Origin of the sequence: Pseudophaeobacter sp. 1A09344, from assembly GCF_041008745.1 — a bacterium.
GTDB lineage: Bacteria > Pseudomonadota > Alphaproteobacteria > Rhodobacterales > Rhodobacteraceae > Phycobacter > Phycobacter gallaeciensis_A.
Window position 1 is genome coordinate 82,475 of sequence record NZ_JAXGFS010000009.1, and the last position, 11,621, is coordinate 94,095.

An 11,621-nucleotide genomic window follows, 5' to 3' on the forward strand; every position below is an offset into this window, starting at 1 on the left:
CCATGCGACAGTCATTCATTGCAAAGAACCCATCCGTTCTGGTCTTCCTGTCTATCCTCGCGCTGTTCACCCTCTTGGTGACCGTGTTTGCCGAGGGGCCGGGGGCCGGGCTGATCCCCACAAGTTTTGTGAAAACGCTGGGCAAGACGCTGTGCCTCTGCCTGATTGCCATCGCGATGGACTTGATCTGGGGTTACACGGGCATCCTGTCGCTGGGCCATTTCGCCTTTTTCGGGCTGGGCGGCTACATGATCGGCATGTGGCTGATGTATGAGCGTACCCGCCTGATCGTCACCGAGGCATTGGCGCAGGGCGACATCCCCCCGACCGAGGCCGAGGTGGTCGATGGCATCGGCAGCCAGATCTTCGGCGTGGTGGGCAGCAGCGAATTCCCCGTGGTCTGGATGTTTGCCGACAGTCTGGTGCTGCAACTGATGCTGGTGGTGCTGGTGCCGGGCATTCTGGCGGCCATCTTTGGCTGGCTCGCCTTCCGCAGCCGGGTCACGGGTGTGTATCTCTCGATCCTGACGCAGGCCATGACGCTGGCCTTGGCGCTTTACCTCTTTCAGAACGATTCCGGCCTGCGCGGCAACAACGGTCTGTCGGGCCTCCAAAACTTGCCGGGTGTCGAGGCACCGCAGGCAGAGGTCTCGATGTGGTTCTTCTGGGCCTCGGCGCTTACCTTGGGTCTTGGCTATATGCTGGCGGCCTGGGTGGTGTCCGGCAAGTTCGGATCGGTCATTCGCGGCATCCGTGACAACGAGGCCCGCGTGCGTTTCCTCGGCTACCCGGTTGAGACCTTCAAACTGGCGGTGTTCACCCTTACTGCCTGCATCGCCGCCATCGCGGGCGCGCTATATTATCCGCAGGCGGGCATCATCAACCCGGCGGAAATGGCCCCCGTTGCCTCGATCTATCTGGCGGTCTGGGTCGCCATCGGCGGGCGCGGGCGGCTTTATGGCGCGGTGATCGGTGCGGCCTTTGTTTCGCTGGTCTCCACATGGTTCACCGGCGGGCAGGCGCCTGACATCCCGCTGGGGTTCTACACCATCAAATGGGTCGACTGGTGGCAGGTGATCCTCGGCCTCTCCTTTGTCTTGGTGACGCTGTTCGCGCCCAAGGGCATCGGCGGCCTCTTTGACCTCTTGCAGCGAAAGGACCGGACATGAGCACGCTTCTCGAAGTCTCCGGCGTCTCCGTCAGCTTTGACGGGTTCAAGGCGATCAACAACCTGTCGTTCCAGATCGCCGAGGCCGAGCTGCGCGCGGTGATCGGTCCCAATGGCGCGGGCAAGACCACATTCATGGATATCGTCACCGGCAAGACACGCCCGGACGAAGGCCGGGTAATCTGGGGTGAAAAATCCCTGTCCCTTCTGGACATGGATGAGGCGCAGATCGCGCGGCAGGGGATTGGGCGCAAGTTCCAGAAACCCACGGTGTTTGAGGACCAGTCGGTGCGCGACAACCTGATGATGGCCCTGAAAAAGGACCGCTGGGTGATCGCGGTGCTGCTGTTTCGCGCCTCAGACGCCGACACTGCGCGGGTCGAGGAACTCGCGGCAGAGGTTGGCCTTGCGGACCAGCTGGACCGGATCGCCGGAGAGCTGTCCCATGGGCAGAAACAGTGGCTTGAGATCGGCATGCTTCTGGCGCAGGAGCCGCGGCTTCTCTTGGTGGATGAACCGGCGGCGGGCATGACGCCGGAGGAACGCGAACATACCACTGATCTGCTGGTGGAGGCGGCCAAGACTCGCGCCGTGGTTGTCGTCGAACACGATATGGAGTTCGTGCGGCGCCTCAATTGCAAGGTCACGGTGCTCCACGAGGGCGCGGTGCTGGCAGAAGGGGGATTGGATCACGTGACCTCCGATCCCGAAGTTATCGATGTTTATCTGGGGCGCTGAGCGATGCTGGATCTGAAAGATATCACCCTCCACTATGGCCGCAGCCGGATCCTGAACGGCATTTCCATGCAGGCCGATCTGGGCGAGGTCACCTGCGTGATGGGCTGCAATGGCGTTGGCAAGACCAGCCTGATGAAGGCGGTGACCGGCACCCACCCGCGATCGGGTGGCAGCATGACGTTTGACGGGCAGGAGATCGGCGTGGTGCCCGCGCATCAGCTGGCGCGTGCGGGCATCGCCTATGTACCGCAGGGGCGCGATATCTTCCCGCTTCTGACGGTGAAGGAGAATTTGGAGACGGGATTTGCCTGCCTGCCGAAGGAAGAGCATTTCATCCCGGACCACATTTACGAGCTGTTCCCGATCCTGAAGGATTTCCTCGCCCGTCGCGGCGGCGACCTGTCCGGCGGGCAGCAACAGCAGCTGGCCATTGCCCGCGCCTTGATCACCAAGCCCAAGCTTCTGGTGCTGGACGAGCCGACCGAGGGTATCCAGCCCAATATCATCAAGCAGATCGGCGAGGTCATCAAACTGCTGCGCGGGCAGGGTGACATGGCGATCATCCTGGTCGAGCAGTTCTTCGATTTCGCCTATGATCTGGCCGACCGCTTCGTGGTCCTGCGCCGGGGCGAGGTGGTGCTGGAGGGCCGCAAGGGCGCGGTCGAGCGTGACGCCCTGCTGGAGGGGGTTTCGGTCTGACCTGATTTTGGCAGGGCCTTGCTTTCAGGCAAAAACCGGCGCCTTTCGTGCCTGTGGCAGCAGGAAGGGCATGCCGCCGGGTGGGGTGGTATTGACCGGCACCGGGCAACCGTACACCTCGGCGAGGGTCTGATCCGTCAGAACTTCTGCCGGGGTGCCTGTTGCAGCGATGCGGCCCGCCTGCATCAGCACCACGTGATCGGCGAACATGGCGGTGAGGTTCAGATCATGCATCACCGCAACCACGCCGCCGCCCGCCGCCGCATAGCGCCGCGCCAGATCCATCACCGTGAACTGATGGCCGATATCAAGGCTCGCCACCGGTTCATCCAGGATCAGCCAGCGCGGGGTGCCATCGACCACTGGCTGCCAGACCTGCGTCAGAACCCGGGCCAGTTGCACGCGCTGCTGCTCGCCCCCCGACAGGTCCTGATAGAACCGCCCGGCAAAACCGCCGAGATCCACCGCCTCCAGCGCCTGCATCGGCAGGTCGGTTTCGCCCGCCGACAGACCGGCGCTGAGCCCCAGCCGCACGATCTCCAGCACGGTAAAGGGAAAGGCGATGCTGGTGCTTTGCGGCTGCACCGCGCGGATCGCGGCCAGTTCCCAGGGTTTCAGCGTTGCGGTGTCCTGACCGTTCAGCAGCACCCGGCCCGTATGCGCGATCTCGCCGGTCATGGCGCGCAAGAGCGTGGTCTTACCTGAGCCATTGGGGCCGACGATGGCGGTGACGCGTCCCGGTTCAGCGGCAAAATCCACCCCGTGCAGGATGGTGCGGCTTCCCAGCTTTACGGTGATGTCAAAGGCTTGCATGTCTCTGTCCAATCAAAGTCCCAAACCCGCGCGACGTTTCAAAAGGATCCACAGGAAGACCGGCGCGCCAAGGACGGCGGTGACGATCCCGATGGGCAGCTCTGCGGGGGCGATGATCACCCGCGCGATCATGTCGGCGGCCAATAGAAGCGTGGCCCCCAGAAGGGCGGCATTGGGCAAAAGCGGATGGTGATCCGGCCCGGTGGCAAGGCGCAACAGATGCGGCACCACGATGCCGATGAAGCCGATACCACCCGAGACCGCCACAGCAGCGCCGGTGGCGCCGGCGACAGCCATGATCGCGATATTCTTCACCCGCTGCACAGGGATGCCGATGTGACCAGCGGCGGCCTCTCCCAGCGCCAGCCCGTTGAGACCGCGCGCAAGGAAGGGCGCGGCACACAGGGCCAGTGCGATCACTGGCAGGGCGGCGAGAACCTTGGTCCAGGTGGCGCCCGCGAGCGACCCCATGCCCCAGAAGGTCAGATCACGCAGTTGGTTGTCATCGGCCATGTAGACAAGAATGCCCGACAGCGCCCCGGCCAGCGCGCCAAGGGCGATACCGGCCAGCAGCATGGTTGCAACCGAGGTCTGCCCGCCGCGCGTTGCGGTGCGATACAGGATCAGTGTCGATCCCCAGCCGCCAAAGAAGGCCGCGACCGGAACGAGGCCGTTGCCCAATGTGTCGCGCAAGGCGGCTGGCAGCAGGCTGCCCAGCACGATGGCGGTGATCGCGGCCAGACCCGCTCCGGCGCTGACGCCGACGATACCGGGGTCGGCCAAAGGGTTGCGGAACAGCCCCTGCATCACCGCGCCGGAGACCGCCAGCGCAGCCCCCACGAGGATGCCAAGGCAAAGGCGCGGCAGGCGGATGTCGAACAGGATGATCCGGTCCAGTTGTGACAATTCACGTCCTGCCATCAGATCGCCAAGGGCCGACCAGACGGAAGTGCCCGCTGCGCCAAAGGTCAGAGAGCTCACCGAAGTGATCAGCAGCAGAGCCGCGAGCGCCAGCGTCAGCCGCCGGGCCTGATGGCGACGGTCCACCGGCGCCCCGGTGGACCGACCCTGAGCCTGACCTCGGTTCTGGGTTGTCGCCTCTGCTGCCAGGCTCATTCCGCGTGACCTTCGTAAAAGGCTTCTGACAGGGTCCGGATTGTGTCAGCGGTGCGCGGGCCAAATCCCAGCAAGGACTGCCCGTCCATGCGCACCAGCCGTCCGTTCTGTGCCGCTGGTGTGGGGATCAGCGCAGGCAGGCTGGCCAGCTGCTCCATCGCGACGCCGTGGTCGCCGCCCCGGTCCATTGCCAGAATCACATCCGGGGCGGTGGCGGAAACCGCTTCATCCGTCATCGGTTTGTAGCCCTCGAAAGCGTCGATGGCGTTGATGCCGCCCGACAGGCGGATGATGCCATCGGCGGCGGTGTTGCGACCTCCGGCCATGATCCGCCCGCCTTGCGTGGACAGTATGAACAGCACCCGCACCGGCGCATCGCCTGCGCGCGCCTGCGCCTCTGCATGGGCCGCCTCCAGATCGGGGGCAATGTCACCCAGCAGGGCCTTGGCCTTGTCCTCGGCGCCAAGGGCGGCGGCCACGGTTTCGATCTTCGCGATCACGCCAGCAGGAGAGTAGACCTCGGGCACCTCGGCATAGGCGATATCGGCCTGTTTCAGCACATCCAGCGTTTCCACCGGACCGGCCCCGGCGCTGGCGATGATCAGATCGGGCGATACCGACAGGACACCTTCCGGCGACAGGGCACGGGCATAACCGATATTGGGTAGCGCCTCGGCCTCTGCCGGGTAGATGGAGGTGCTGTCGCGGGCCACCAGACGATGGCCTTCACCCAGGGCATAGACGATTTCGGTGACCGATCCGCCGACGCTGACAACGCGCTCTGCCGGGGCGGCAAGGGCCATCTGCCCGGCAAGAGTGCCGAGCAGGAACAGGCCAGCGCCTTTGGAAAGACGGGAGAGCAGAGACATCACACGGTCTCCGGCTCGGCCCGGGTTTCAGCCTCCAGCGAGGGAAGCGCGGCAACAATTGCGTCCCAGGCCGGGCGGCTGTCGTTGTCGTCGGTGCGGCGGCCAAAGACCTGGAACAGGATGGTGCCATCGGCGTCAAAGGCCTCATAAGACACCGCATCGCCCCGTTTGGTCGGCTTGTTGACGGCCCAGACCTCGGCCACGTGATCAAGGCGCAGGTGCAGGTCGAAACCGGGGTCGAGGATGTTCTGCCAGGGCCCCATTTCGCGCAGATTCCGGACCGGGCCGCCGTGGATTTCGATGCAGCCGCGGTTGCCGACAAAGATCATCACTTCAATCTCCTGCTCGCGCACGGCCTCCAGCATCGGGGTGACGGTGTCTGTCGGCAGCTTACGGGCCAGAGGCTCCCCGGCGATGCGATAGGCACCCAGACGGTTCATCTTCAGTTTCGAGCACAGGCGCAGGAACTGGTGGGTGTCGGTCATCTTGGCCCATTCGGCGCGCAGGACATCGACCTTGTCCGGGTCGGATTTGGCACCCTCGGGCGGGGTACGGGGCGCGACTTCCAGCGTGTCGGATTGTTCCGGCAGCGCCAGATCGGCGACGATCCGGTCCCAGGCCGCCAGGTCGGAGGCTTCGCGCAAGTGGATCTTGTGCACCGCGTCACCGGCGGCATCAAAGAACTGCAGCGAGCGGGCGGTGCCGTTTTTGCCTTCACGTTCCACCGCAAAGGCAGTGACGAAATGGCGCGGGAACAGGCGCAGGTCGATTTCCTCGGTCAGCACCAGGGAGGCGTGAACGCCACCCTGATAGTGGCTGTAACGCCCGACCTTTTCGATCACGCAGGAATCGTTGCGGGTCAGCGCCATGACCTCGCCCAGCTCTTCCAGCCGGGGAAAGACATCATCGGGGTTGGCCGCGATACGGGTCACGCCCGCGCCGCTGAAGGCGGCGATCAGCTGCGCCTCGGTGATGTTGAACTTGTCGGCAAAATCGCGGTCACGCAGCTGCGCGTGGTCGGCACGTTCGGCGCGGATCTGCTCCGCGGTGAGGGGAGTCGGAGTGGTCATGTCGGGCCCTTTCGGAGGCGGTCTGCATATCGTTTGGAAAGGGCTGGCTGTGGCTGCCGGTCGGGGCAGATCACGCTGGCGGCTGAGGGATCAGCGGGTCGGAATTTATGTTGACTGTTTTTATCATCTTTACTAACAGGCTCAAGCGGAATTTTGAATTTCGCCAAAGATCAATCCTGAAATACCGTGCCAGCCCCCACGCAAGCCTTCGGTTCGAATACGAATAGATGCGAAGGAAAATGTGATGGGCAAACAGCGTATGTCTATGCGGCTGTTGGGGACGGTGTCAGTGCTGGGGCTGACAATGAACGCGGGCGCGCAGGCGCAGGATCTGCCGCTAGACCTGCAGGGCGAGGGGTTTCTCGGCACTGTTGAACTGGGGCAGGGCAAGCGCGAGGTGCAGACCGCAACCGCGACGCCGCAGACGGTAATCACACAGGAAGAGCTGGATGACCGGCAGGCCGGATCCGTGGCTGAGCTGATCGATTCGGTGCCTGGTGTGACGCTGGTGAATGGCAGCCGTCCGCAGGGATCGGGCCTGAATATCCGCGGCTTTGGCGCCACCAGCAGCTATGGCACCGACCAGAAGGTGCAGATCATGATCGACGGCGCCTCTACCGGGTCAGAGGAGCTTTACCGGATCGGCACGCAGCTGTTCACCGATCCCGAGCTCTACAAACGCGTGTCGGTGATCCGGGGCACCATCGGCAGTTTCGAATACGGCTCGGGCATTATCGGCGGCGTGGTACAGCTTGATACAAAGGATGCGGCGGATTTCACCGGCGGTGAGATCGGTCTACGGTTTCGCCAGACCATCGGCGCCTCGAGCAATGCAAAGGGCTTCGTGACGTCCTCCATTCTGGCCTGGCAACCTACCGAACGGCTGGAAGTGCTGTTCAATTACACCCTGCGCGATGTCGATGCCTATAAGGACGGAAACGGGCAGGTCGTGCCCAATACCGAAAGTCGCATGCCCTCCTATCTGGGCAAGGTGAAATACAGCTTTGGTGACAATGGCGATCACTCGATCACCGCCTCCTACAACTATTCCGAAACGGATGAAAAAGACGTCCCCTACGATACTTTTGGCACCACCGGCGGCTCCTTTGGCAACGTCGACCGCAAGGTCAGCAACGAGGTCGCCGGGCTGCGCTATCGCTGGAACCCGGTTGGCAATGACCTGATCGATCTGGACGTTAACCTGACTCGCTCGACACAGCATATCGATACCGCCTATGTGCCCGGTTCCAGCCCGCTGGAGGGCACCTCTTCGGGGCCAAGCGTCATTGCCCTGGCCGATGCGGATCAGGATTACGAGATCACCAAGCTGACCGCGAAGAACAGCATGTATTTCGTGACCGGCATGGCGACACACGATCTGCGGCTTGGGGTTGAGGTGATGCAGCGCGAGCGCCTGAACGCACCTTCGGCCCCCGGCGGCACCGACCGGCGTCTGGCCTTGTTCGCGGTGGATGACATCGGTATCGGCGATCACTGGACCATTACCCCGGCCATGCGGTTTGAAACCCAGGATATCGAGGCCCACGACGGATCCTCGTCCTATGATAACTCCGCGCTGATGGGCGGGCTTTCGGCGCGCTATGAATTCGCTTCTGGCTGGGCGCTCTTTGGCAGCGGTGCCTATACCGAGAACCTGCCGATCATCGATGATCTTGGCTCGCCGCGCTACATGACACAGCCGGAGCGGTCCCATACCTTTGAATTGGGCGCCTCCTATACCTCAAGCGGCGTGTTCACGGCGGGCGATGCCCTGCAGGCCAAGGTAAACCTTTTCAAAGGCAAGCTTTGGGACATCACGTCCTACGTGGACAGCAATTTCAACCCGATCCGCGAAGTGAACAGCGAAGGCATCGAGATCGAAGCCACCTATAGTATGGACAACGGTTTTTACGCCGATTTCAACGCGGCGGTTGGCGAATACACCGCGGTTTCGGCGGGCGGGGCCAGCGGCGTCTGGCGCAACACTCCGGCCGACAGCGCCCGCCTGACCCTGGGCAAGCGGATCGGCGAGGCCTGGGATCTGAGCTGGGAACTGGTCGGCAGCAAATCCTTCACCGATTACAACGGCGACCTGATCAAGGGCTATGGCGTCAGCAACCTGCGTGCCACCTACCGGGTGCAGAACGGCGCGCTGAGCGGCGCCGAGGTGCGGCTTGGCATCGAAAACGCCTTTGACAGAGTCTACACGCCCGCGCTGGCGACGCGCACCGCACCGGGGCGCAACATCAAGCTGACCCTGGCGAAAACCTTCTGACCCAACGGACATTGAAGAGGTTCCAAATGGTATGCGTAAACAGGAAATGGGTGGCCCCGGCAGCGGTTTTGCTGGCGGGGTTGGGTGGCGCGGCACGGGCCGCAGACCCGGCCGTGTCGATCGAGCTGAGCGCGGCAGAGCAGATCGGCGAGGCTTGCCTGCTGTCCTTTGTGGCGCAGAACGATCATGCGCAGGATATCGGTCAGGCGGTTTATGAAACCGTTCTGTTCGACGCAAAAGGACAGGTGGCGCGGCTGACATTGCTGGATTTCCAGGACCTGCCTGCGGGGCGGATGCGGGTGCGCCAGTTCCAGTTTCCCTATGCCTGCGACGGCATCAGTCGGGTGCTGATCAACGGCGCCACCACCTGCACCGGCGGGGCTGATCTGCCAGAGGCCGCCTGCAGTAGGGGCATCACGCTCAGCAGCCGCACCGATCAGGAGTTGCTGGGATGATGTGGCTTCACGATGCGCTGCTTGGGGTTCTGGATCTGGGCGGGCCGGTGGTTTTGCTGCTGCTCTGCGTGTCGGTGCTGACAGCGGCGCTGGTGCTCTACAAAATCTGGCAATACCGCACTGCGCGGGTGGGCCGCCACGCCCATCTGTCCGCCGCTGTCACCGCCTGGGACCATGGCGATCGCGACGGCGCCCTGCGGCAGCTGGAAAGCAGCCGATCCTATCTCGCGCCGGTATTCCGCCTTGCGCTGGCGGCTGGTCGGGGCACTGCGGCGGATGCGGCCCTGTCCGACCGCGCCGATGCCGAGGCGGAGGATTGCTTTGCCCGGCTCGAACGGGGGCTTGGGGCGCTTGATATGGTGTCGCAATTGGCGCCGCTGATGGGGCTCTTCGGCACCGTGATCGGCATGATCGAAGCCTTCCAGAAATTGCAGAACGCAGGCTCTTCGGTGGATCCGGCGCTGCTGGCCGGTGGCATCTGGGTGGCGCTTCTGACCACGGCGGCGGGGCTTGCCGTGGCGATGCCGACCTCGCTGGTGCTGAGCTGGCTGACGGCGCGGATGCAGCGTGAAAGGGTCTTTGCCAACCGTGCCCTGCGGGTGCTGTTCTGCCCCGCCGAACAGGCTGAGGCCTCTCATGGCGGTTAAGCTGCAGGGACAACGGCGCAGACGGCTGTCGATGACCTCGCTCATCGATGTGATCTTTCTGCTGCTGCTGTTCTTCATGCTGACTTCGACCTTCTCCAAATACGGCGAGGTGGAGCTGATGGCGGCCGGGCAGGGTGCCAAGACCCAGGACCGGCAGAAGCTGTTTGTGACCCTTGGCGCCGAGCGTCTGATGCTGAACGGGCAACAGGCGGATCTGGCCCGCATTGCCGATCTGGTGCGGCTGCAGCCACAGGACGGCGGCGGCCATCTGGTGCTGATCAGCCCCGATGATACGGCCAGCGCGCAGCGGCTGGTGGATCTTCTGACCGCCCTGCGGCAGGTCGAGGGACTGCAGACGGTGGTGCTGGGTTGATGAGGATCACGCGGCAAATCCAGAGCGAGCGCGAACCGACCATCGCGCTGATCAATATCGTCTTTCTGATGCTGGTCTTCTTCATGATCGCAGGCACCCTGGCGCCGCCGCTGGACCGCGATGTGACGCTGATCAAGACCGCCGATCTGGAGGGCAGCGCGCCGCCGGATACATTGGTGATCCACGCCGACGGGCGGCTTAGCTATCGGGGCGCTCCGGTAGCAGATGCGGCATCCTTTGTTGCTGAGCTGCCCGAGGAACAACGCGCTGCGCTGCGGGTGGTGCCGGACCGGGACCTACCGGCGAAGAAACTGGTGTCCATCGGCAATGATCTGCGGGCGGCAGGCGCCAAGCGCGTCATCCTGATGTCGGAACGGGCGCTGCAATGAGCCGGGTGCCCCAGTCCCGCCTCGCCGCGCTTCTGGCGCTGACCATGGCCGCTGTGGCCCATGCTGGTGCGGTGGTGTTCACCGATACCGCACCGGTGGAGCAGGCGGGCGGTGAAACCGCGCTGGCTGCCGAAGGCAGCGCCTTTGCCAATCTCGCCGTGGGGGTGGAGGCACCGCAGCCCGCCGCCGTGATGCCGGAGCAGCCCCGCGCCGCGCAACAGACGCCCGAGGCGGCCCAGCCGGTGGAGACGCCACAGGTGCAGCCACAGGCGCAACCCCCCATGTTAGAGCCTGTTTTTGTCCCTGTTGTCACCGCCGCGCAGACACCGGGCATCGAGGTCACGCCGCCGCAGGTCCATAGCGATCCCATACCGCTCAAGGCTGTAACACCGACACCGCCGACGACTGCGCTGCCACCCACCCAGCCAGCGGTGCAGCAGGCGGCAAAACCTATGGAAGCTGTTGAACAGGAACCGGTTGAACAGGCTGAGGCACCACAGTCTCCTATGGAGCAGGCGCCTCCGGTCGAACAGTCGCTGAAGCCAAGGTCCCGCCCGCTGCGCCCTCCGCAGATGGCAAAGGCAGAGGCAGTGCGCACCCCTCCTGAGCCGACAACGCCAAGCGCGCAACCGCGCGGCAACAGCAACGCCAACGCGACCCGCGGTGTCGCAGAGGGTGCTGCGAAACAGCCGGGCGGGCAATCGCGCCAGACGGGCAGCAAGGCCCGACAGCAGGGCAATGCGGCGGCGAGCAACTATCCCGGTCTGATCCTGCGTCGGATCGAGCGGGCCAAGCGCCGCGCCAATGTGCGGGGCGAGGCGGTCGTCGCCTTCCGGATCGCGCCCAGTGGCGGGTTGGCGCAGGTCGCGATTGCCCGCAGTTCTGGCTCCGCGCGGCTTGATGATATCGCGCTGGCACAAGTACGCCGGGCGGCGCCCTTTCCTCCGCCGCCTGCCGGTGCGCGCACCAGTTTTACCGTGCGGATCAAGGGCAAGTGACAAAGGGGCGC

At 64.1% G+C, this 11,621-nt stretch carries 13 protein-coding genes; 9 read left to right on the plus strand and 4 right to left on the minus strand.

Annotation, left to right across the window (positions count from 1 at the left end):
* The first annotated feature begins 2 nt into the window (after positions 1–2).
* Genes urtC through urtE form a run of 3 tightly spaced genes read left to right on the plus strand, consistent with a single transcriptional unit; the run spans position 3 to position 2,605 of the window.
* On the plus strand, positions 3–1,169 hold the full coding sequence (gene urtC, locus SM765_RS15905; RefSeq protein ID WP_274831598.1) for an urea ABC transporter permease subunit UrtC: 1,167 nt from the start codon (positions 3–5) through the stop codon (positions 1,167–1,169).
* A complete protein-coding gene (gene urtD / locus SM765_RS15910; RefSeq protein ID WP_274829481.1) occupies positions 1,166–1,906 on the plus strand; it encodes an urea ABC transporter ATP-binding protein UrtD in 741 nt (246 codons plus the stop codon). Before urtC ends, urtD begins: the two co-directional genes overlap by 4 nt.
* A 3-nt stretch (positions 1,907–1,909) precedes the next feature.
* Positions 1,910–2,605 (plus strand): urea ABC transporter ATP-binding subunit UrtE, encoded by a 696-nt coding sequence (urtE, locus tag SM765_RS15915; RefSeq protein WP_274837954.1) that lies wholly within the window; start codon positions 1,910–1,912, stop codon positions 2,603–2,605.
* A gap of 24 nt (positions 2,606–2,629) precedes the next feature.
* Here the strand turns inward: urtE and SM765_RS15920 are convergent, their stop codons facing one another.
* Genes SM765_RS15920 through SM765_RS15935 form a run of 4 tightly spaced genes read right to left on the minus strand, consistent with a single transcriptional unit; the run spans position 2,630 to position 6,473 of the window.
* Positions 2,630–3,418 (minus strand): heme ABC transporter ATP-binding protein, encoded by a 789-nt coding sequence (locus SM765_RS15920; RefSeq protein WP_274831597.1) that lies wholly within the window; start codon positions 3,416–3,418, stop codon positions 2,630–2,632.
* A 12-nt stretch (positions 3,419–3,430) separates the two neighbouring features.
* On the minus strand, positions 3,431–4,534 hold the full coding sequence (locus SM765_RS15925) for a FecCD family ABC transporter permease (RefSeq protein WP_274831596.1): 1,104 nt from the start codon (positions 4,532–4,534) through the stop codon (positions 3,431–3,433).
* Positions 4,531–5,403, minus strand: a complete 873-nt coding sequence (locus SM765_RS15930; RefSeq protein ID WP_274837955.1) for a heme/hemin ABC transporter substrate-binding protein — start codon at positions 5,401–5,403, stop codon at positions 4,531–4,533. The genes SM765_RS15925 and SM765_RS15930 overlap by 4 nt, the downstream gene beginning before the upstream one ends.
* Complete coding sequence (locus tag SM765_RS15935; RefSeq protein ID WP_274837956.1) at positions 5,403–6,473, minus strand: hemin-degrading factor; 1,071 nt, start codon at positions 6,471–6,473, stop codon at positions 5,403–5,405. Before SM765_RS15935 ends, SM765_RS15930 begins: the two co-directional genes overlap by 1 nt.
* Before the next feature lie 244 nt (positions 6,474–6,717).
* On the opposite strand from SM765_RS15935, the gene SM765_RS15940 reads away from it, so the two are divergent.
* Genes SM765_RS15940 through SM765_RS15965 form a run of 6 tightly spaced genes read left to right on the plus strand, consistent with a single transcriptional unit; the run spans position 6,718 to position 11,610 of the window.
* A complete protein-coding gene (locus SM765_RS15940) occupies positions 6,718–8,748 on the plus strand; it encodes a TonB-dependent receptor domain-containing protein (RefSeq protein WP_274837957.1) in 2,031 nt (676 codons plus the stop codon).
* A 26-nt stretch (positions 8,749–8,774) separates the two neighbouring features.
* Complete coding sequence (locus SM765_RS15945; protein ID WP_274829488.1) at positions 8,775–9,203, plus strand: hypothetical protein; 429 nt, start codon at positions 8,775–8,777, stop codon at positions 9,201–9,203.
* Positions 9,200–9,850 carry a MotA/TolQ/ExbB proton channel family protein gene (locus SM765_RS15950; protein ID WP_274837958.1) on the plus strand — a complete coding sequence of 217 codons (651 nt, stop codon included), beginning with the start codon at positions 9,200–9,202 and terminating at the stop codon, positions 9,848–9,850. Before SM765_RS15945 ends, SM765_RS15950 begins: the two co-directional genes overlap by 4 nt.
* On the plus strand, positions 9,840–10,223 hold the full coding sequence (locus SM765_RS15955) for an ExbD/TolR family protein (protein ID WP_274831591.1): 384 nt from the start codon (positions 9,840–9,842) through the stop codon (positions 10,221–10,223). Before SM765_RS15950 ends, SM765_RS15955 begins: the two co-directional genes overlap by 11 nt.
* Complete coding sequence (locus SM765_RS15960) at positions 10,223–10,612, plus strand: ExbD/TolR family protein (RefSeq protein WP_274835393.1); 390 nt, start codon at positions 10,223–10,225, stop codon at positions 10,610–10,612. The genes SM765_RS15955 and SM765_RS15960 overlap by 1 nt, the downstream gene beginning before the upstream one ends.
* Positions 10,609–11,610 (plus strand): energy transducer TonB, encoded by a 1,002-nt coding sequence (locus SM765_RS15965; RefSeq protein ID WP_274837959.1) that lies wholly within the window; start codon positions 10,609–10,611, stop codon positions 11,608–11,610. Before SM765_RS15960 ends, SM765_RS15965 begins: the two co-directional genes overlap by 4 nt.
* Positions 11,611–11,621: the final 11 nt, after the last annotated feature.